Origin of the sequence: Vibrio sp. Isolate23 (assembly GCF_022398095.1) — a bacterium.
Taxonomy (GTDB): domain Bacteria; phylum Pseudomonadota; class Gammaproteobacteria; order Enterobacterales; family Vibrionaceae; genus Vibrio; species Vibrio coralliilyticus_A.
In genome coordinates this window covers 1-20,283 of the sequence record NZ_JAKEUV010000012.1, presented here as the reverse complement: position 1 = coordinate 20,283, position 20,283 = coordinate 1, and the positions used below count along the sequence as shown (strand labels likewise).

At 46.3% G+C, this 20,283-nt stretch carries 20 protein-coding genes; 16 read left to right on the top strand and 4 right to left on the bottom strand.

What is annotated here, in order from left to right; genetic code table 11:
• Positions 1-20 precede the first annotated feature (20 nt).
• From L1D31_RS20135 to glmU, 11 genes are all read left to right on the top strand, one after another.
• Entirely contained in the window at positions 21-902 is an 882-nt protein-coding gene (locus L1D31_RS20135; RefSeq protein WP_239838791.1) for a ParB/RepB/Spo0J family partition protein, read from the top strand.
• Between the two features lie 187 nt (positions 903-1,089).
• Positions 1,090-1,479, top strand: coding sequence for a F0F1 ATP synthase subunit I (locus L1D31_RS20130; RefSeq protein ID WP_006957450.1), 390 nt, complete (start codon positions 1,090-1,092; stop codon positions 1,477-1,479).
• An 8-nt stretch (positions 1,480-1,487) separates the two neighbouring features.
• Positions 1,488-2,300 carry a F0F1 ATP synthase subunit A gene (gene atpB, locus L1D31_RS20125; protein WP_006957449.1) on the top strand — a complete coding sequence of 271 codons (813 nt, stop codon included), beginning with the start codon at positions 1,488-1,490 and terminating at the stop codon, positions 2,298-2,300.
• 57 nt (positions 2,301-2,357) lie between these two features.
• Positions 2,358-2,612, top strand: a complete 255-nt coding sequence (gene atpE, locus L1D31_RS20120) for a F0F1 ATP synthase subunit C (protein WP_006957448.1) — start codon at positions 2,358-2,360, stop codon at positions 2,610-2,612.
• Positions 2,613-2,684: 72 nt separating this feature from the next.
• Positions 2,685-3,155 (top strand): F0F1 ATP synthase subunit B, encoded by a 471-nt coding sequence (atpF, locus tag L1D31_RS20115; RefSeq protein WP_239838790.1) that lies wholly within the window; start codon positions 2,685-2,687, stop codon positions 3,153-3,155.
• 14 nt (positions 3,156-3,169) lie between these two features.
• Positions 3,170-3,703 (top strand): F0F1 ATP synthase subunit delta, encoded by a 534-nt coding sequence (atpH, locus tag L1D31_RS20110; RefSeq protein WP_239838789.1) that lies wholly within the window; start codon positions 3,170-3,172, stop codon positions 3,701-3,703.
• Positions 3,704-3,716: 13 nt separating this feature from the next.
• Complete coding sequence (gene atpA, locus L1D31_RS20105; protein ID WP_239838788.1) at positions 3,717-5,258, top strand: F0F1 ATP synthase subunit alpha; 1,542 nt, start codon at positions 3,717-3,719, stop codon at positions 5,256-5,258.
• Positions 5,259-5,301: 43 nt separating this feature from the next.
• Positions 5,302-6,168 (top strand): F0F1 ATP synthase subunit gamma, encoded by an 867-nt coding sequence (gene atpG, locus L1D31_RS20100; protein WP_239838787.1) that lies wholly within the window; start codon positions 5,302-5,304, stop codon positions 6,166-6,168.
• 35 nt (positions 6,169-6,203) lie between these two features.
• On the top strand, positions 6,204-7,607 hold the full coding sequence (gene atpD, locus L1D31_RS20095) for a F0F1 ATP synthase subunit beta (RefSeq protein ID WP_006957443.1): 1,404 nt from the start codon (positions 6,204-6,206) through the stop codon (positions 7,605-7,607).
• Positions 7,608-7,625: 18 nt separating this feature from the next.
• On the top strand, positions 7,626-8,048 hold the full coding sequence (locus L1D31_RS20090; protein ID WP_006957442.1) for a F0F1 ATP synthase subunit epsilon: 423 nt from the start codon (positions 7,626-7,628) through the stop codon (positions 8,046-8,048).
• A 153-nt stretch (positions 8,049-8,201) separates the two neighbouring features.
• Positions 8,202-9,563, top strand: coding sequence for a bifunctional UDP-N-acetylglucosamine diphosphorylase/glucosamine-1-phosphate N-acetyltransferase GlmU (gene glmU, locus L1D31_RS20085; protein ID WP_239838786.1), 1,362 nt, complete (start codon positions 8,202-8,204; stop codon positions 9,561-9,563).
• A 46-nt stretch (positions 9,564-9,609) separates the two neighbouring features.
• Here the strand turns inward: glmU and L1D31_RS20080 are convergent, their stop codons facing one another.
• A complete protein-coding gene (locus L1D31_RS20080; protein WP_239838785.1) occupies positions 9,610-10,350 on the bottom strand; it encodes an amino acid ABC transporter permease in 741 nt (246 codons plus the stop codon).
• A gap of 91 nt (positions 10,351-10,441) precedes the next feature.
• On the opposite strand from L1D31_RS20080, the gene L1D31_RS20075 reads away from it, so the two are divergent.
• On the top strand, positions 10,442-11,218 hold the full coding sequence (locus L1D31_RS20075; protein WP_239838784.1) for a transporter substrate-binding domain-containing protein: 777 nt from the start codon (positions 10,442-10,444) through the stop codon (positions 11,216-11,218).
• Between the two features lie 50 nt (positions 11,219-11,268).
• Here L1D31_RS20075 and punC read toward each other — a convergent pair whose 3' ends face one another.
• A complete protein-coding gene (gene punC, locus L1D31_RS20070; RefSeq protein ID WP_239838783.1) occupies positions 11,269-12,468 on the bottom strand; it encodes a purine nucleoside transporter PunC in 1,200 nt (399 codons plus the stop codon).
• 149 nt (positions 12,469-12,617) lie between these two features.
• Here punC and punR point away from each other — a divergent pair, with 149 nt between their 5' ends.
• The gene (gene punR, locus L1D31_RS20065) at positions 12,618-13,523 is read left to right on the top strand and encodes a DNA-binding transcriptional activator PunR (RefSeq protein WP_239838846.1); all 906 of its coding nucleotides are present in this window, start codon (positions 12,618-12,620) and stop codon (positions 13,521-13,523) included.
• A 56-nt stretch (positions 13,524-13,579) separates the two neighbouring features.
• On the opposite strand, the gene fadA is transcribed toward punR, so the two are convergent.
• A complete protein-coding gene (gene fadA, locus L1D31_RS20060) occupies positions 13,580-14,755 on the bottom strand; it encodes an acetyl-CoA C-acyltransferase FadA (RefSeq protein WP_239838782.1) in 1,176 nt (391 codons plus the stop codon).
• Between the two features lie 12 nt (positions 14,756-14,767).
• Positions 14,768-16,939, bottom strand: coding sequence for a fatty acid oxidation complex subunit alpha FadB (fadB, locus tag L1D31_RS20055; RefSeq protein WP_239838781.1), 2,172 nt, complete (start codon positions 16,937-16,939; stop codon positions 14,768-14,770).
• Positions 16,940-17,187: 248 nt separating this feature from the next.
• Between fadB and L1D31_RS20050 the strand changes: the two genes are divergently transcribed.
• From L1D31_RS20050 to hemG, 3 genes are read left to right on the top strand one after another with little or no spacing between them, the layout of a single operon-like run.
• Positions 17,188-17,811 (top strand): YigZ family protein, encoded by a 624-nt coding sequence (locus L1D31_RS20050; RefSeq protein ID WP_239838780.1) that lies wholly within the window; start codon positions 17,188-17,190, stop codon positions 17,809-17,811.
• Positions 17,812-17,856: 45 nt separating this feature from the next.
• Positions 17,857-19,314: a TrkH family potassium uptake protein gene (locus L1D31_RS20045; RefSeq protein ID WP_239838779.1), complete on the top strand. Its 1,458-nt coding sequence runs from the start codon at positions 17,857-17,859 to the stop codon at positions 19,312-19,314.
• A 9-nt stretch (positions 19,315-19,323) separates the two neighbouring features.
• Positions 19,324-19,851, top strand: a complete 528-nt coding sequence (hemG, locus tag L1D31_RS20040; RefSeq protein ID WP_239838778.1) for a menaquinone-dependent protoporphyrinogen IX dehydrogenase — start codon at positions 19,324-19,326, stop codon at positions 19,849-19,851.
• Positions 19,852-20,283: the final 432 nt, after the last annotated feature.

Sequence of the window (20,283 nt, the reverse complement as noted above, 5' to 3'; positions counted from 1 at the left end):
AACCAAAGGAATTTTGTCTCATGTCTAAACGCGGTTTAGGTAAAGGGCTTGATGCTCTGCTCTCGACGAGCTCGCTTGCACGTGAAAAACAGCAAAGTGCATTACACAGCCAAGAGCTTTCTTCTGATGGGGAGCTGGCCGATTTAAGCATTAACAGTCTTAAACCTGGTGTTTATCAGCCACGTAAAGACATGGAGCCCGAAGCGCTTGAAGAGCTAGCGGCGTCAATCGAGTCTCAGGGCATCATTCAGCCGATCGTGGTTCGCCAGGTTGAAAACGATAAGTTTGAAATCATCGCTGGTGAGCGCCGCTGGCGTGCGGCTCGTAAAGCGGGCCTGAAGCAGGTACCTTGCGTGATCAAGAATGTTGAGGATCGTGCTGCGATTGCCATGGCTTTGATCGAAAATATTCAGCGTGAAGACCTGAATGTGATCGAAGAAGCGGTTGCTTTGGATCGTCTTCAAGAGGAATTTTCTCTGACTCACCAACAGGTGGCTGAGGTGATTGGTAAGTCGCGCGCTACCGTGAGTAACTTACTGCGACTCAATCAGCTTGAAATGGATGTAAAGTATCTGCTTTCTGAAAAAATGCTTGAGATGGGGCATGCTCGTGCACTATTAGCGCTTGAAGGTGAGCAACAAGTCGAAGTGGCTGAGCTGGTTGCGAAGAAGCGTATGACGGTTCGTCAGACAGAGCAGCTAGTGAAAAAGTGTCTCCAGCCACAATCTGAAGAGAAAAATGAGTCCCAAGACACGGAGGCACAACAAATGTCACAAAAATTGAGTGAAATGCTCAGTGCTAAAGTGGCAATCGTACGAGCTAAGAATGGCGCTTCTAAAGTGACGATTAGTCTTGATGAGCCTCACAAATTAGAGCAACTGATTGCCAAGCTCGAAAGCTAAATGAGATAATTGATCTCCGTCAATTATGTAAAAAAACGAATTTTTGTGCGGAAGTTGTCGGTTTGTAAACAAAATTGTAACTTTTTGCGGTGTTTTAATTGCATTCAATAGGACTCACCGTATAATTTTCGCCAATTTCCCAGCACCGAGGTAGTAACGCTGTGGATTTTACTCGAGGTACGAATACATGGTAGCTGCGTTAGCTAGACCAGGACGAGAGCTTGCAAAGCGATTGTTAATGATCCAGTTCGGCGCGGTTACATTAATGGCGGCAGGAATGGCAGTGGCTGTGAATGCTGAATGGGGGCTTTCAGCACTGATTGGCGGCGGCATTTTTGTTGTTGCGAATGCGGTGTTCGCATTGTTTGCTTTCATGTATGGTGGAGCTCGCGCCGCAAAGCGGATCGCGAATTCTTTCTATGCCGGTGAAGCACTGAAAATCCTTATCACGGTAGCGCTTTTCTCCGTTGCCTACATGTATATACAGGTGGAACTTGTTCCCCTTAAGCTAACCTATTTGCTGGCTCTAGGTATTAATATCTGTGCGCCAGTGCTATTCATTAACAACAAAAAATAGGATGAGTTATGGCTGCGCCAGGTGAAGCGCTAACTGCGTCCGGATACATTTCCCACCACCTTACAAACCTTTCTACTTATAAGTTAGGTCTTGTAGCGGAGGAGGCAAGTTTCTGGAACGTACATATCGATAGCCTGTTTTTTTCTTGGTTTACTGGTTTAATTTTCCTCGGAATTTTTTACAAGGTAGCAAAGAGAACAACAGCGGGTGTACCAGGTAAGCTTCAGTGTGCTGTAGAAATGATCGTTGAATTTGTCGCGGAAAACGTCAAAGACACGTTCCATGGACGCAACCCACTGATCGCACCTTTAGCACTGACTATCTTTTGTTGGGTATTCTTAATGAACTTGATGGACTTAGTGCCTATCGACTTCTTACCTTACCCAGCAGAGCATTGGCTTGGTATCCCTTATCTTAAGGTTGTACCGTCTGCTGATGTGAATATCACCATGGCTATGGCTCTAGGCGTATTCGCTCTGATGATTTACTACAGCATCAAAGTGAAAGGTCTAGGTGGATTCGCTAAAGAATTAGCACTACATCCATTCAATCACCCACTGATGATCCCGTTTAACCTACTGATTGAAGTGGTCTCGCTACTGGCGAAACCTCTGTCTCTTGGTATGCGTCTATTCGGTAACATGTTCGCGGGTGAGGTTGTATTCATTCTTTGTGCGGCAATGCTACCATGGTACTTGCAATGGATGGGTTCACTACCGTGGGCAATCTTCCATGTCTTGGTTATCACGATTCAAGCCTTCGTGTTTATGATGTTGACAATTGTTTACCTGTCAATGGCACACGAAGACAGTGATCATTAATTTTTTTAAAGCTTTTTATTTGGGCAACTAGCCAACAACTATAAATTGGAGATAGTAATGGAAACTTTACTGAGCTTTTCTGCAATCGCCGTAGGTCTTATCGTCGGTCTTGCTTCTCTTGGTACAGCGATTGGTTTCGCACTTCTAGGTGGTAAATTCCTTGAAGGTGCAGCACGTCAACCAGAAATGGCTCCTATGCTACAAGTTAAGATGTTCATAATCGCGGGTCTACTTGATGCGGTTCCAATGATCGGTATCGTTATCGCACTTCTATTCACTTTCGCAAACCCATTCGTTGGTCAACTAGGTTAATCGCTTTTAACTTTCGACAAGCATTAGCTTGTTATTGATTAACACTAAGTCCGAATAGAAGGGGTAGCTGTTGTGAATATAAACGCAACTCTGCTAGGTCAAGCAATCTCGTTTGCACTGTTTGTGTGGTTCTGCATGAAGTATGTATGGCCACCGTTGATGCAAGCGATCGAAGAGCGTCAGAAGAAAATTGCTGACGGTCTGCAGGCAGCTGAACGTGCTGCGAAAGACTTGGATCTAGCACAAGCCAACGCTTCTGATCAGTTGAAAGAAGCGAAGCGCACAGCAACTGAGATCATCGAGCAAGCGAATAAGCGCAAAGCTCAAATTCTAGATGAAGCTCGCGAGGAAGCTCAGACTGAACGTCAGAAAATCCTATCGCAAGCAGAAGCAGAACTTGAAGCTGAACGCAACCGTGCACGCGATGAGCTGCGCAAACAAGTTGCAACTCTGGCTGTAGCTGGTGCTGAGAAGATCATTGAGCGTTCCATCGATAAAGATGCGCACAAAGATATTCTCGACAACATTACTGCAAAACTTTAAGTCTGGGGGCGCCTATGTCTGATTTGACTACTATCGCACGCCCCTATGCTAAAGCAGCCTTCGACTTTGCAGTAGAAAAAGGCGCGTTGGACCAATGGGGTCAAATGCTTTCTTTTGCTGCTGAAGTCGCTAAAAACGAACAAATGCACGAACTCTTAACGGGGTCAGTTTCTGCGGACAAACTCGCAGAAGTATTTGTAGCAGTTTGCGGCGAACAAGTTGATGCTCATGGCCAAAACCTTCTGAAGGTAATGGCGGAGAATGGTCGATTAGCGGCCCTTCCTGATGTTTGTGAACAGTTCTTTGCTCTGAAAAAAGAGCATGAGAAAGAAGTGGATGTGGAAGTTATTTCCGCCACTGACCTTTCTGATGAGCAGCTTGCAGGTATCAGCAGCAAACTTGAGCAGCGTCTTGAACGCAAAGTTAAGCTGAATTGCAGTGTAGATGAGGCCCTACTTGGTGGGGTGATTATTCGAGCCGGAGACTTAGTCATCGATGACTCAGCGCGTGGACGTTTGAACCGCCTGAGCGATGCATTGCAGTCTTAATGGGGATTGGAGCATGCAACTTAATTCCACGGAAATCAGCGATCTAATCAAACAGCGTATCGAATCTTTCGACGTTGTTAGTGAAGCTCGCAATGAAGGTACTATCGTTTCGGTAAGCGATGGTATCATCCGCATTCACGGCCTAGCGGACGTGATGCAAGGTGAAATGATTGAATTACCGGGTGGCCGTTATGCATTGGCACTTAACCTTGAGCGTGACTCGGTTGGTGCAGTTGTAATGGGCCCATATGCTGACCTTAAGGAAGGCATGAAAGTTACAGGTACTGGTCGTATTCTTGAAGTACCAGTTGGTCCAGAACTACTAGGTCGCGTAGTAAACACGCTAGGTGAGCCTATCGATGGTAAAGGTCCAATCGAAGCGAAACTGTCTTCACCTGTAGAAGTGATTGCACCAGGTGTAATCGACCGTCAATCGGTTGATCAGCCTGTGCAAACTGGTTACAAATCTGTTGACTCAATGATCCCAATCGGTCGTGGTCAGCGTGAGCTTGTGATTGGTGACCGTCAGACTGGTAAAACAGCAATGGCGATCGATGCAATCATCAATCAGAAAGACTCTGGTATTTTCTCAATCTACGTAGCAATCGGTCAGAAAGCATCGACTATCGCTAACGTAGTTCGCAAACTAGAAGAGCACGGCGCGCTAGCGAACACTATCGTTGTTGTTGCATCTGCTTCTGAATCTGCAGCGCTACAATACCTAGCGCCATACGCAGGTTGTGCGATGGGTGAATACTTCCGTGATCGCGGCGAAGACGCACTGATTGTTTATGATGATCTATCTAAGCAAGCTGTCGCTTACCGTCAGATCTCTCTACTACTAAAACGTCCACCGGGTCGTGAAGCTTTCCCTGGTGATGTTTTCTACCTTCACTCTCGTCTACTAGAGCGTGCTGCTCGTGTAAGCGCAGAATACGTAGAAAAGTTCACTAACGGTGAAGTGAAAGGTAAGACTGGTTCTTTGACTGCTCTTCCTATCATCGAAACTCAAGCTGGTGACGTTTCAGCATTCGTACCGACTAACGTAATCTCGATTACCGATGGTCAGATCTTCCTACAGACTGAGCTATTCAACGCGGGCGTACGTCCGGCTGTTGACCCAGGTATCTCAGTATCTCGTGTAGGTGGTTCAGCGCAGACGAAAATCATCAAGAAGCTATCTGGCGGTATCCGTACAGCACTAGCTCAGTACCGTGAACTTGCAGCATTCGCACAGTTCTCTTCTGATCTTGATGAAGCAACGAAGAAACAGTTAGACCACGGTCAAAAAGTTACAGAACTAATGAAGCAGAAGCAGTACGCTCCTATGTCTGTATTTGACCAAGCGCTAGTAATCTTCGCGGCAGAGCGTGGCTATTTAGCAGATGTTGAACTAAGCAAACTGCTAGATTTTGAAGCGGCTCTACTATCGTACGCTCGCGGTCAATACGCTGATTTCGCAGCTGAGATCGACAAGACGGGTGCATACAACAATGAAGTTGAAGCGCAGCTTAAGAAGCTGACTGACGACTTCGTGGCAACCCAAACTTGGTAATAGGTCGGTGGCAGTCTCTGCCACCAACTAATGGAGAGTAACGATGGCCGGCGCAAAAGAGATACGTAATAAAATCGGTAGTGTTAAAAGCACGCAGAAAATTACGAAAGCGATGGAAATGGTAGCAGCTTCAAAAATGCGTCGTTCTCAAGATGCAATGGAAGCTTCTCGTCCATACGCTGAAACAATGCGTAAAGTGATCGGTCACGTGGCAAACGCAAATCTAGAGTACCGTCATCCGTACCTAGAAGAGCGTGAAGCGAAGCGAGTTGGTTACATCATCGTTTCTACAGACCGCGGCTTGTGTGGCGGCTTGAACATTAACGTGTTCAAGAAAGCTGTAACAGACATGCAAGCTTGGAAAGAGAAAGGTGCTGAGGTTGAACTGGCGGTTGTCGGTTCAAAAGCTACGGCGTTTTTCAACAACAGTGGCGCTAAAGTCGCTGCGCAGGTTTCTGGTCTGGGCGACAGCCCAAGCTTAGAAGACCTAATCGGTTCTGTAAGCGTAATGCTGAAGAAATACGATGAAGGTGAACTGGACCGTCTGTATGTAGTGTTCAACAAATTTGTGAACACCATGGTTCAAGAACCAACGATCGATCAATTGCTACCTTTGCCTAAATCAGATAGCGAAGAAATGCAGCGTGAGCACTCATGGGACTACATCTATGAACCTGAGCCACAACCTCTGCTGGATGCACTGTTAGTGCGTTACGTAGAGTCTCAGGTATACCAAGGTGTGGTTGAGAACCTTGCTTGTGAGCAAGCGGCTCGAATGATTGCGATGAAAGCTGCAACAGACAACGCCAGCAACCTGATTGAAGACTTAGAACTTGTGTACAACAAAGCCCGTCAGGCTGCGATTACACAAGAACTGTCTGAAATCGTTTCAGGTGCTGCAGCGGTTTAAGCTTAGGTAAAACGAAATAGTTTAGAGGATTAACGATGGCTACAGGTAAGATCGTACAGATCATCGGTGCGGTAGTCGACGTAGAGTTCCCACAGAGCGAAGTACCTAGTGTATATGACGCTCTAAACGTAACGGACTCAAAAGAGCGTCTAGTTCTTGAAGTTCAACAACAGCTAGGCGGTGGCGTAGTTCGTTGTATCGTAATGGGTAGCTCTGATGGTTTACGTCGTGGAGTTGAAGTGGTTAACACTGGCGCTCCAATTTCAGTACCAGTAGGTACTAAGACCCTAGGTCGTATCATGAACGTTCTAGGTGACGCGATTGACGAGTGTGGTGAGATCGGTGCAGAAGAGACTTACTCTATTCACCGTGAAGCACCAAGCTACGAAGAGCAATCAAATGAAACAGCTCTACTAGAAACTGGCGTGAAAGTAATCGACCTAGTTTGTCCATTCGCTAAGGGTGGTAAAATCGGTCTATTCGGTGGTGCAGGTGTAGGTAAGACCGTTAACATGATGGAACTTATCAACAACATCGCACTACAACACTCTGGTCTATCTGTATTTGCAGGTGTTGGTGAGCGTACTCGTGAAGGTAACGATTTCTACTTTGAAATGCAGGAAGCGGGCGTTGTAAACGTTGAGAAGCCTGAAGAATCAAAAGTAGCGATGGTTTACGGTCAGATGAACGAGCCACCAGGTAACCGTCTACGTGTTGCACTGACTGGTCTAACAATGGCTGAGCGTTTCCGTGACGAAGGTCGTGACGTTCTACTGTTCGTTGATAACATCTACCGTTATACGCTAGCGGGTACAGAAGTATCAGCACTTCTAGGTCGTATGCCATCTGCGGTAGGTTACCAGCCTACTCTAGCAGAGGAAATGGGTGTACTTCAGGAGCGTATCACGTCAACTAAGCAAGGTTCTATCACGTCTGTACAGGCGGTATACGTACCAGCGGATGACTTGACTGACCCGTCTCCTGCAACAACGTTCGCGCACTTGGATGCAACGGTTGTACTTAACCGTAACATCGCAGCTATGGGTCTATACCCAGCGATCGACCCACTAGATTCAACGTCTCGTCAGCTTGACCCTCTAGTTGTAGGTCAAGAGCATTACGACATCGCTCGTAACGTTCAGCAGACACTTCAGCGCTACAAAGAGCTGAAAGACATCATCGCGATCCTAGGTATGGACGAGCTATCTGAAGAAGATAAGCAAGTTGTATCTCGTGCACGTAAGATTGAGCGTTTCCTAACTCAGCCTTACCACGTAGCGGAAGTATTCACTGGTGACCCAGGTATCTACGTACCTCTTAAAGAGACTCTACGTGGCTTCAAAGGTCTACTAGCTGGTGATTACGACGACATTCCAGAGCAAGCGTTCATGTACTGTGGTGCAATTGACGATGCTATCGAGAATGCGAAGAAGCTATAAGGCTAACTAGGAGGCGATATGGCACCAATAACCTTTCACCTAGACGTAGTAAGCGCTGAGAAGAAAATCTTCTCTGGTCGCGTTGAAACGTTTCAGGTGACCGGTAGCGAAGGTGAGCTGGGTATTTTCCACGGCCACACTCCGTTACTGACCGCTATCAAGCCTGGTATGGTGCGTATTGTGAAACAGCACGGCCACGAAGAAATCATTTATGTTTCTGGTGGTATGGTGGAAGTTCAGCCAGGTACAGCGACTGTACTGGCTGATACCGCTATCCGTGGTGAAGAGCTAGACGCAGCGAAGGCAGAAGAAGCCAAGCGTCGCGCTGAGGAGAGTATCCAGAATCAGCACGGCGATATGGACTTCGCTCAAGCGGCCAGTGAGCTGGCGAAAGCCATTGCTCAGCTACGTGTTATCGAGCTGACAAAAAAACGCCGCTAATTTTATTACGGTGTTTTAAAAATGATAAAGGCGGTCATATGACCGCCTTTTTGCTTAATTTTTAACAGAAATTTTTCCAGATCAATTAACTAATTCTTGATTAGTGTCTAGAATACCCCTCAGTTTAAAAACAGCACATTTAAAGGTTACTGAATGAAATTTAGCGCGGTGATCCTCGCAGCGGGTAAAGGGACTCGCATGTACTCGAACAAGCCCAAAGTACTGCATACCTTGGCGGGCAAACCTATGGCAAAGCATGTGATTGATACATGTGCCAGTTTAGGTGCGCAAAATATTCATTTGGTGTACGGCCATGGTGGCGACCAGATGCAGAAAGAGTTGGCGGAAGAGTCAGTCAATTGGGTGCTGCAGGCGGATCAACTAGGTACAGGTCATGCTGTGGATCAAGCCTCTTGTCAATTTGAGGACGACGAAAAGATCTTAGTACTCTATGGTGATGTACCACTGATCTCAGAAGAGACAATCGAAAGCCTATTGGATGCGCAGCCTACTGGTGGTATCGCGTTACTGACCGTGGTACTGGATAACCCGATGGGGTATGGACGCATTGTGCGTAAGAATGGCCCTGTAGTAGCTATCGTCGAACAGAAAGACGCGACTGAAGAGCAGAAGCTGATTAAAGAGATCAATACTGGTGTGATGGTTGCAACTGGTGGTGATCTGAAACGCTGGCTATCTGGTCTAAATAACAATAATGCTCAGGGCGAATATTACTTAACAGACGTGATTGCTGCGGCTCATGACGAAGGTCGTGCCGTAGAAGCAGTGCATCCAGTGAATCCGATTGAAGTGGAAGGCGTTAACGACCGTGCTCAACTCGCTCGCTTAGAGCGTGCTTTCCAATCAATGCAAGCACAAAAGCTGTTAGAGCAAGGCGTTATGCTACGTGATCCTGCTCGTTTTGATCTACGTGGTGAACTGCAATGCGGAATGGATTGTGAGATCGATACCAACGTGATCATTGAAGGCAAAGTCACCTTAGGTGATAACGTGATCATTGGCACAGGTAGCGTGCTAAAAGACTGTGAAATTGATGATAATTCCGTCATTCGTCCTTATAGCGTGATTGAAGGTGCAACGGTGGGTGAAGACTGTACGGTTGGCCCGTTCACTCGCTTACGCCCCGGGGCTGAGATGCGTAATGACTCTCACGTAGGCAACTTCGTTGAAGTGAAGAATGCGAGTATTGGCGAGGGCTCTAAAGCGAATCACCTGACCTATTTAGGTGATGCGGAAATTGGTCAACGCACAAACATCGGCGCAGGCACGATCACCTGTAACTATGATGGCGCAAATAAGTTTAAGACGGTTATCGGTAATGATGTATTTGTTGGTTCTGACAGCCAGCTAGTGGCGCCAGTAAGCATCGCTGACGGTGCGACGGTTGGAGCGGGAACCACATTAACCAAAGATGTCGCTGAAGGAGAGTTAGTGATTACCCGCGCGAAAGAGCGCAAAATCACAGGCTGGCAGCGTCCCGTCAAGAAGAAGTAGTCCAAAGTAATTAAAGGAACGCCGCCTTAGGGCGGCGTTTTTGTATTCAGTTGCTTGGGATCGCTATTCGTTGCTCCAACCACCGGACAGCTTGTGATACCAGTAGAATCAATACCAGATATTCCAGCACCAAGAAGGTATAGATCTCGAGTGGTAAGTACTCATTAACTACCAACTCATTGGCCCGCCTTGTTAAGTCACTCAAGCCAATCACACTGACCAGTGAACTCATTTTTAGGATATAGACAAATTGGTTGCCGAGCGGTGGCAGGATTTGCCTAAATGCTTGTGGAAGGATCACTAAGCGCATCTTTTGCCAATAGTTCAGGCCAAGTGACTCAGCTGCTTCATGCTGTCCTTTGGCAATGGATTGAATACCGCCACGGAACACTTCCGCCATAAAAGCACTTTCGGCAATGGTTAGAGCGAGCACCCCAGCCCAGAAGTGATCGAGGGAGATGTCCAATAGTGTTGGTAGGCCGTAGTAGACCCACAGCAGCAGAACAAGCACAGGAATTGAGCGAATCACTTCAACATAAACCCGGTTAAAGCCATTTAGCCATTTTGAGCTCGATAATGAGGGCAGAGCAACCATCAAGCCAATTAACATGGCGAGAACCATGCTCAATAAAGAAATCGTGATCGTGTCGTAAAACCCTGCACTGAGAAACTTCAGATTGGTTTGGCCTTGCTCTGTCGCAGGATCGAGCACATACCAGCCCCATTGGTAGTCACTACAACCAGTAAGGAGCAGAAGTGTTGCCAGCCAGAAATAACGATAGGTCACATTACATCCTGTATTGTCTAAAAAAATAGCTTTGTTGCTGCTATGTTAGCAGTGAACAATCACAGAGCGTAATAGCTTTAAGGAAGATTAAATGAACAAGTTCATCCTCGCACTCGGACTGTGTATTTTATCGATTGGGCAATCGGCGGCTGACACTAGCCGACTTGATGATATTCTCGACAGCGGAGTATTACGAGTAGGGACGACTGGGGACTGGAATCCGATGACGATGAAAGACCCAGCAACGAACAGCTATCGTGGTTTTGACATTGATGTTACCACTGAACTGGCTAAAGACTTAGGTGTGAAAATAGAATACGTGGCGACAGACTGGAAAACCTTGGTCAATGGTATTACAGCAAACAAGTATGACATTACGGGCAGTGCATCATTGAATATGTCCCGTGCGAAAGTGGCAGGTTATAGTCAACCTTATTTCTACTTGGCGTTTGTACCCGTCGTACAGAAAAAGGATCTACAAAAATTCTCGGATTGGAGCGATTTCAATAAAGAGGATGTGAAAGTGGCCGCAACGTTAGGTACGGTCCAAGAAAAGATGGTCAAAGAGTTTTTCCCTTCCGCGAAGCACATCGTCATTGAAGCGCCCGCTCGCGATTTCCAAGAGTTATTGGCTCGTCGTGCAGACGTTTCAGTCACCTCCAATGTTGAAGCCGCAACACTGGTGGAGAAATTTAAACAGCTTGCGATTGTCCCTGTAAAACAGCCACGTAAACCGACACCGATTGCGATGTTGCTGCCTCAGGATGATCAGGTATGGATTAATTACATTAACCATTGGGTGGAGCTGAAAAAAACTCAGGGCTTCTTTAAGAAAACCGCTGAAAAATGGGGACTTACAAGCATATAAGTGCTTTGAATAGGAAAGAAAGAGCCGCAATGTGCGGCTCTTTTTATCGTTTATTCGTCACTCACCACTCGTGAATTATCTGGAGTCGTAAAGTGCTCAGACAATTGACGATTAGAGACAACAAATCCGATCCACAACCCACCCATACAGATCAGAATAGTGACACCTGTAACGACTTGAGCTTGGCTAGCCATCGCCGCGACTAATGCACTGGCGAGACTGCTGATGCAGATCTGCAAACTGTTTTGCAGCCCTGCTGCAGTGGCTGGGCTCTGCTTAGCGCTGGCCAATGCGCGGTTGACAACAATCGGGTAAAGCGCACCGTTCGCAACCGCAATTAAACAGAAGGGTACAAGAATCGGCCAGATAGACGTTAGCTGCCATTGTGAGGCGATAAACACCAGTAGTGAAGCGACACTGAATAAACCAATCAACTGGCGCAGTACTTTTTCGTCACCAAATTTGGTTACCCCTTTTTTCCCTAGGTAACCACCAGCCATAAAGGCGATCGTCTGTGGAATAAAACTTAGACCGATATCTTTGGCTTCGTAACCAAGCTGAGCCATGATTTCTGGCATCCCAGTTAAGTAAGCAAAGAAGGCCGCTGATGCGGTAGCAAACATCATGACGTTGCCCAAATAAGTCTTTGAGCCTACTAGCGCTTTGATGTCTGAACCTATGCTTGTTTGTTTGGCTGGTGCCTTCTCCTGGCTTTGTGCCATCGTTGTCACTGCCAAAAATAGCCCCATTAAGGTCAGAGTGACAAAAATACTGTGCCAACCAAAGTTATCTGCCAGTACAACACCCAGTTGGGGGGCTAACGCGGGAGAGAGTGCGACTAAGGGCATGATGGTGGCAAAGATTTGTTGGCTGCTGCTGGAATAACGCTTGATAACCATGGCTTGCCAAATCACAGCGGGAGCGCAGACGCCGATGGCCTGAACGAAGCGAAGTGTCAGTAATTGCCAGACTTGATCGCTGAAGGCGAGACCAAAAGATGCCAGAGTAAATAAACCTAAACCTACGGCAAGAGTATTACGGTGGCCAAATTTATCAGAGGCCAGCCCCCAGAGTAGCTGACCCATTGCCATACCGACTAAAAAGACGGTCAACGATAATGCGATTTGTTCTGGACCTGTGGCGAAGTCATTTTCCATCACCTTGAAGGCAGGTAAGTACATATCTGTGGCAATAAAACCTAGCATTGATAACGAGGCTAAATAAAAAAGTTGTAATTTAGAGACTTTCATCATCTTTCCATTCAAAAAAATTCACGGATTGTTATAAGTTGGCGCCAACCTTTTTATTAACTTTGCTATTCTATTTTTCATATTCATGAAATTGAAACGCTAAAATTTGCAGTTATTAATCAAAATTTTTGAAAGGTATTGTTGTGGGTGTGTTTTCGCAAACATCGTTAGAGCTGGTGGACACTGTTGCTCGGTTGGGCAGTTTCACTGCGGCAGCGGAAGAGCTGCATAAGGTGCCGTCTGCGATTAGTTATAGTATTCGTCAAATAGAGCAAGAGCTGGATGTGGTGTTATTTCGTCGTCTTCCAAGAAAAGTAGAACTGACAGCGGCTGGAGAACTGTTTTTGGATCAAGCCAGAGCTATGTTACGTCAGATGGAAGAAGTGAAAGCGCAAACGAGACGCGCCGCCCATGGTTGGCAGAAAACACTCAAGATCACGTTGGATAATGTGGTGAAGCTTGAGCGGCTCAAACCTCTCATTGAAGATTTCTATCGGACTTTTCCTTACGCTGAATTACAAATCAATATGGAAGTGTTTAATGGTTCTTGGGAAGCGATTTCACAAGGTCGCGCTGATATCGTTATCGGTGCGACAGCAGCGATTCCCGTTGGAGGAGATTTTGAAGTTCGTGAAATGGGTATTTTAGATTGGGCGTTTGTCATGTCTCCCAGCCATCCGTGTGTGAAACAGCAGGCATTAAGTGAAGAGTATGTCAGTCAGTATCCTGCAATCTGCTTAGATGATACTTCCAATTTATTACCCAAGAGACACACAGTGCATTATCCCAAGCAGCGCAGATTATTGCTACCCAACTGGTACAGTGCGATAGAATGCCTAAAAAACGGTGTGGGGGTGGGTTATATGCCTCGGCATATTGCGTGCCCTTTGATTGCTGAAGGGTTGCTGGTGGAAAAGATTCTTCCTGAAGAGAAACCTTTGAGCCATTGCTGCTTAGTGTGGCGCAAAGATGAAAATCATAAGATGATCCAATGGATGGTCGACTACCTAGGATCCAGTGAGCAGTTATATCAAGACTGGTTGCAAGCAAGGTGAGGGGATCAAAAAGCGCCAGTAAGAACTGGCGCTTTGCTTTTCTTACGATCGGCACTTTACGGACGTTCGAATACCGTCGCAATACCTTGACCTAAACCAATACACATAGTCGCGAGACCGTATTTTGCGTCTTTCGATTCCATTAGATTGATCAGTGTGGTTGAGATGCGTGAGCCAGAACAACCTAGCGGATGGCCTAGTGCAATTGCACCGCCATTCAGGTTAACCTTCTCGTCCATCACTTCCAACAAGCCTAAGTCTTTTGCACACGGTAGAGATTGTGCAGCAAAAGCTTCATTAAGCTCAATCACATCCATATCTTCAATTGACAGGCCAGCACGTTTTAGTGCTTTTTGCGTCGCAGGTACTGGCCCGTAGCCCATTATAGAAGGATCGCAACCCGCAATCGCCATGCCTTTGATACGGGCACGAATCGTAAGTCCGAGTTCATTGGCTTTGTCTTCACTCATGATCAGCATCGCAGACGCGCCGTCTGAAAGCGCTGATGACGTACCTGCTGTGACTGTACCATTCGCAGGGTCAAATACTGGACGTAACTGAGACAGGCCTTCTACTGAAGTCTCTGGGCGAATGACTTCGTCATGGTCAAGAGTGAATAAGGTTCCGTCCGCCGCATGACCTTCAGTCGGTAAGATTTCATTCTTAAAGCGACCTTCCAATGTAGCGGCGTGAGCGCGAGCATGAGAGCGTGCGGCAAATTCGTCTTGCTGCTCACGGCTGATGCCGTGCAGTTTACCCAGCATTTCGGCTGTCAGACCCATCATGCCTGCTGCTTTCGCGACATGTTTAGACATGCCTGGGTGGAAATCTACCCCATGGTTCATCGGTACGTGGCCCATGTGCTCAACACCACCAATTAGACAGATCTCAGCGTCACCTGTCATGATAGCGCGAGTACCGTCATGTAGCGCCTGCATCGAGGAACCACATAAACGGTTAACCGTCACCGCGCCAATTTCAATCGGCAGGCCTGCCAGTAGGGCTGCATTACGTGCTACGTTGAAGCCTTGCTCTAGGGTTTGCTGAACACAGCCCCAGTAAATATCTTCAATCTCACTTGGATTAACCAGAGGGTTACGCGCTAGGATGCCTTTCATTAGGTGTGCTGATAGGTCCTCAGCACGAGTATGTCGGAATGCACCACCTTTAGAGCGACCCATAGGTGTACGTAGACAATCTACGATAACGACGTTTCTTGTTTGTAAAGCCATGTGGGAATCTCCTTAGATAGAACCTTGTTGCTGAGTGCCGTAGAAGGTTTCACCTTTAGCAGCCATATCAATCAGCATTAGTGGAACCTGATACATAGCACCGAGCGTTTGGTACTGTTCTGCCATCGCGATATATTCAGCGATGCCCACACTATCTAAGTAACGGAACACCCCGCCGCGGAATGGAGGGAAGCCTAAGCCGTACACTAATGCCATATCGGCTTCTTGTGGAGAGGCAATAATGTTTTCTTGTAGGCAAAGTACCACTTCGTTGATCATAGGAATCATCATACGTTGAATGATGGTTTGGTCATCGAACTCTTGAGTTTGGCTACAGACTTCCGACAGGATAGGTAGAATTTCGTCGGTGAAGGCTTTCTTCGGTTTACCGCGCTTATCTACGCTGTAGCTGTAGAAACCGCTGCCATTCTTCTGTCCGTATTTATTGGCGTCGAACAGAGCATCAATCGAATCGCGAGCTGACTTACCCATGCGCTCAGGGAAACCTTGCGCCATGACTTCCTGTGCGTGGTGTGCGGTATCAATACCCACTACGTCCAGTAAGTAAGCAGGGCCCATTGGCCAGCCAAACTGGCGCTCCATGATTTTGTCGACCTTAGTAAAGTCCGCGCCATCACGAAGTAGCATGCTGAAACCGCCAAAGTACGGGAAGAGTACGCGGTTAACGAAGAAGCCTGGGCAGTCATTGACCACGATTGGTGATTTACCCATCTTCGCGGCGTAAGCAACAACACGATTGATGGTTTCATCCGAGGTCTTTTCACCGCGAATGATTTCAACCAGCGGCATTCTGTGGACTGGATTAAAGAAGTGCATACCACAGAAATTTTCAGGACGCTTAAGAGACTTCGCCAGTAAGTTAATTGGGATTGTCGAGGTATTGGAAGTGATAACAGTATCTTCGCTGACCTGTTGTTCTACTTCACTTAATACTGCGGCTTTTACTTTCGGGTTTTCTACCACAGCTTCAACAATCACATCCGAATTTTCAATCCCAGCATAATGTAGACCGGGTGTAATCGACGCTAGGATACCAGCCATCTTAAATCCATCGATACGGCCGCGTGACAAGCGCTTATTAAGCAGCTTAGACGCCTCTGTCATACCGAGATCTAAAGATGCCTGAGCGATGTCTTTCATCATAACCGGCACGCCTTTTAGGGCTGATTGGTAAGCAATACCGCCACCCATAATGCCTGCACCGAGCACCGCTGCTCGATCAGTTTGCTTGTTAGCGTTTTTCGCTGCTTTCTTGGCAATACCTTTGATGTACTGGTCATTAAGGAAAAGGCCAACCAGTGCTTTCGCCTCTTCGGACTTAGCTAATTTGATGAAGTACTTACGCTCAATATCTAGGGCTTCATTACGTGCAAAACGTGAACCTTCTTCAATGGCGATGACCGCTTTCATCGGTGCAGGGTAGTGCGGACCTGCTTTTTGTGCCACTAGGCCCTTCGCCATCGTGAAGCTCATCATCGCTTCTAACTTACTGAGAGTAAGTGCAGAGGTTTTTTGTTTGCGGCGCTGCTGCCAATCAAGCTTCTCATTAATCGCTTGGGTAAGCGTTGCTAGCGCAGATTCATACAATGACTCGCTGTCAACCACAGCATCAAGTAAGCCAATTTTCAGTGCTTCATCTGCGCGGCAAGCTTTACCTTGCGTGATGATTTCCATTGCACTGTCAGCACCAATGACGCGGGGCAGGCGTACACAGCCGCCAAAGCCAGGCATGATTCCGAGTTTAGTTTCTGGTAAGCCAATGCTGGTGGTTTTGTCACCAATGCGCATGTCGGTAGCAAGTACGCACTCACATCCACCGCCAAGAGTATGGCCTTTCAGCACGGAAAGTGTAGGGACAGGCAAGTCTTCAAGTTTATTGAAGATGCTGTTAGCAAACTGCAGCCACTTATCGAGTTCGGCTTCTTCTTTGGCAAACAGGCTTAAAAACTCAGTGATATCTGCGCCAACTATAAAAGCGTCTTTATCTGATGTCAGCAGCAGACCCTTGAGGCCTTGATGGGCATTCAGAGCATCGAGTGCTTTATCGAGTGATTCAAGAGTGGCGAGGTCGAGCTTGTTGACAGAATTGGGTGAGCAGAAACTGAGCTCAGCGATACCGTCGTGTAATTCCTTTACCTGTAGGGTTTCGGCTTGGTAAATCATTATCTATCTCCATGACATACAATCTTGGGATTGCGCGTACACCGACCTCAGGCTTGTGGTCGGCATATAGAAATGTCGCTTTATTTTTATTCTGGTTAGACCAGTGGTTTTAGTTTGGACTCAGCTAAAATTAAATTCAATACATTTTTTAAACAAGTGTTTAACATTGTGCGCTGCCGCTGATCTTTTAAGCGCGCTAATTGGGTTTCATGGTAGACTGGTAAGATAAAGAAAAGTGACGTAATGCCATGAACGAACTGCCCTATCTTATCCCCGCTCAACTTGCTCTATTCGAAGAAGAAATTAAGAAAAGTGTCTTTATTACCCAGCTAGCGCATACTCCATCTGTCGAAGTTGCCAAGGCGTTTGTTGAGCAGGTTAAAGCACAACATTCAGGTGCCAGACACAACTGCTGGGGGTTTATCGCAGGCCGACCTGAAGATTCAATGAAATGGGGGTTTAGTGATGATGGTGAACCTTCTGGCACGGCAGGCAAACCCATCTTAGCTCAACTATCAGGTTCTGGAGTGGGTGAGATTTCGGCTGTAGTGACTCGATACTCTGGTGGAATAAAACTTGGTACTGGTGGCTTAGTCAAAGCATATGGTGGTGGTGTTCAGCAGGCACTCAAGTTGCTTCAAACAATTGAGAAAAAAATAACCACAAAGCTATTAGTGGAGTTAGACTATGGCTTTATTACTATTGTTCAGGCTTTACTGCCGCAATTTAGCGCGCAAGAAGTGGAGACTGACTATAGTGAACAAGTAAAGATGGTCGTGGAAATTGAACTTCGCTATGTAAGTGACTTTACCCAAACCATAATCAACAAAAGTGGAGCCAAGGCTTTGGTTACCTCTTTAGACGGAAAATAAAGATAATCAGGAAGTCGGAAGCTCAGCTTCAGTAATCATCAGTTCATGCAGTTTCGTTCAATAATTCGTATTGTCGGGCTATTGCTCGCTCTTTTTAGTGTCTCAATGCTAGCGCCTGCGCTGGTCGCGTTGATTTATCGTGACGGTGCAGGTGTGCCTTTTGTCACGACTTTCTTTGTCCTGCTCATCTGTGGCGCTATCTGCTGGTGGCCAAATCGCCGTCATAAACATGAACTCAAAGCCAGAGACGGTTTTCTGATTGTTGTATTGTTTTGGACGGTTATTGGTAGTGCGGGTTCGATTCCTTTCTTGCTTTCTGATAACCCTAATGTGTCAGTGACAGACGCTTTTTTTGAATCTTTTTCTGCGCTGACGACTACGGGAGCAACGGTGATTGTTGGTCTTGATGAGCTTCCCAAGGCACTATTGTTTTATCGTCAGTTTCTACAGTGGTTCGGTGGAATGGGGATCATCGTACTTGCTGTGGCAATTCTGCCTGTACTAGGCATTGGTGGCATGCAGCTGTACCGCGCGGAGATTCCAGGTCCAGTCAAAGACAGTAAGATGACGCCTAGGATTGCTGAAACCGCAAAAGCGCTGTGGTACATCTATTTGAGCTTAACGATTGCGTGTGCCTTGGCATTCTGGTTAGCGGGCATGACGCCGTTTGACGCGATAGGTCATAGTTTTTCCACTATCGCAATTGGTGGTTTTTCAACGCATGACGCCAGCATGGGCTACTTTGATAGCTACGCGATTAACATGATTACCGTGGTGTTCTTACTCATTTCTGCGTGTAACTATTCTTTGCACTTTGCTGCGTTTGCATCCGGTGGTGTTCATCCTAAATACTATTGGAAAGATCCAGAGTTCCGAGCTTTTATCTTCATTCAGGCACTGTTATTTGTAGTGTGCTTTCTGATTCTGCTTAATCATCACTCTTATAACTCTGTCTATGATGCTTTTGATCAGGCGTTATTTCAGACCGTTTCAATTTCTACTACGGCTGGTTTTACGACCACAGGGTTCTCCGAGTGGCCGCTTTTCTTACCCGTACTTTTGCTATTTTCTTCCTTTATCGGAGGCTGTGCCGGTTCAACGGGGGGAGGGATGAAAGTTATTCGTATTTTATTACTCACTTTGCAAGGTGCGCGCGAGCTAAAACGTTTGGTACATCCAAGAGCGGTTTACACGATCAAAGTAGGTGGAACTGCACTCTCTCAACGTGTAGTCGATGCTGTATGGGGGTTCTTTTCTGCTTACGCTTTGGTGTTTGTGGTATGCATGCTGGGACTAATCGCGACAGGTATGGATGAGTTAAGTGCCTTTTCTGCAGTGGCAGCTACGCTCAATAACCTTGGCCCAGGTTTAGGAGAAGTGGCATTGCATTTCGGTGATGTTAACGATAAAGCCAAATGGGTATTAATTGTCTCTATGCTGTTTGGGCGTCTTGAAATATTCACTTTACTGATTCTACTTACTCCGACATTTTGGCGCAGTTAAGGAGCTTTTGTGACCAAAGCACTATTTCTTTATTCTTCCCGTGAAGGGCAAACCAAAAAGATCCTTCGTTACATAGAGCAAGAGCTTTCACAATTTGATGTGGAAACGCTGGATTTACACAGCGCTGAAAACATTAATTTTGAATTGTATGACAAGGTTTTGATTGGCGCATCAATCCGATATGGTCATTTAAATAAGCGGCTTTATCAGTTTATAGAGCAATATAGGCAAGAGTTAGAGTCGAGTAAGGTTGCTTTCTTTTGCGTTAATTTGACCGCGAGAAAAGAAGACCAAGGGAAAGATACTCCTGAAGGTAGCGCATATATTCGCAAATTTTTGATCAAGTCTCCTTGGAAGCCGGAGTTAATAGGTGTGTTTGCAGGTGCTCTCTATTACCCTCGTTATAACTGGTTCGATAAAATGATGATTAAGTTCATTATGAATATGACTGGAGGAGAGACGGATACCAGCAAGGAAGTCGAATACACCAATTGGGAAAAAGTCACATTATTTGCTCAAAAGTTTAGTAATTTGTGAATATAAAGGTGAAATTTGGTCATTAGAGGTTAAGGTTTCACCGAAAGGTAAAAAAACACAGAAAAATCGAGAAAAAGAGTTGCCAATATAATCTCTATCTCTATAATGCCCCTCGCTGACACGGGAACGCTTCGAAGCTGATGTTTCGAAACCATAAAGCCCAGTTAGCAAGGTCAATTAGCCAAGTGGAAACGCTTGAAAATAAGTTTGAAAAAAGTGGTTGACACTAAGCTTTATCTCGCTAAAATGGCCGTCCGTTTTGAGTAAGACTTAAAACGAAAGCTCTTTAACAATATAAACCTATCAATCTGTGTGGGCACTCGTTGATGATAATCCAATTAGAAGCTTCGGCTTCAAATTAGGTTTCAATGATACGAAGTGACCATTGAATCTTCGGATTCAGCACAGTCAATTCAAACATTACGTTATGTA

Coding starts and splice junctions, on each gene's coding strand:
- punC (WP_239838783.1), bottom strand. CDS start 12,468: ATGAAAGTCTCTAAATTACAACTTTTTTATTTAGCCTCGTTATCAATG.
- L1D31_RS20075 (WP_239838784.1), top strand. CDS start 10,442: ATGAACAAGTTCATCCTCGCACTCGGACTGTGTATTTTATCGATTGGG.
- atpB (WP_006957449.1), top strand. CDS start 1,488: ATGGCTGCGCCAGGTGAAGCGCTAACTGCGTCCGGATACATTTCCCAC.
- L1D31_RS20090 (WP_006957442.1), top strand. CDS start 7,626: ATGGCACCAATAACCTTTCACCTAGACGTAGTAAGCGCTGAGAAGAAA.
- atpD (WP_006957443.1), top strand. CDS start 6,204: ATGGCTACAGGTAAGATCGTACAGATCATCGGTGCGGTAGTCGACGTA.
- L1D31_RS20130 (WP_006957450.1), top strand. CDS start 1,090: ATGGTAGCTGCGTTAGCTAGACCAGGACGAGAGCTTGCAAAGCGATTG.
- L1D31_RS20050 (WP_239838780.1), top strand. CDS start 17,188: ATGAACGAACTGCCCTATCTTATCCCCGCTCAACTTGCTCTATTCGAA.
- glmU (WP_239838786.1), top strand. CDS start 8,202: ATGAAATTTAGCGCGGTGATCCTCGCAGCGGGTAAAGGGACTCGCATG.
- fadA (WP_239838782.1), bottom strand. CDS start 14,755: ATGGCTTTACAAACAAGAAACGTCGTTATCGTAGATTGTCTACGTACA.
- atpA (WP_239838788.1), top strand. CDS start 3,717: ATGCAACTTAATTCCACGGAAATCAGCGATCTAATCAAACAGCGTATC.
- atpE (WP_006957448.1), top strand. CDS start 2,358: ATGGAAACTTTACTGAGCTTTTCTGCAATCGCCGTAGGTCTTATCGTC.
- L1D31_RS20045 (WP_239838779.1), top strand. CDS start 17,857: ATGCAGTTTCGTTCAATAATTCGTATTGTCGGGCTATTGCTCGCTCTT.
- atpG (WP_239838787.1), top strand. CDS start 5,302: ATGGCCGGCGCAAAAGAGATACGTAATAAAATCGGTAGTGTTAAAAGC.
- atpH (WP_239838789.1), top strand. CDS start 3,170: ATGTCTGATTTGACTACTATCGCACGCCCCTATGCTAAAGCAGCCTTC.
- fadB (WP_239838781.1), bottom strand. CDS start 16,939: ATGATTTACCAAGCCGAAACCCTACAGGTAAAGGAATTACACGACGGT.
- L1D31_RS20135 (WP_239838791.1), top strand. CDS start 21: ATGTCTAAACGCGGTTTAGGTAAAGGGCTTGATGCTCTGCTCTCGACG.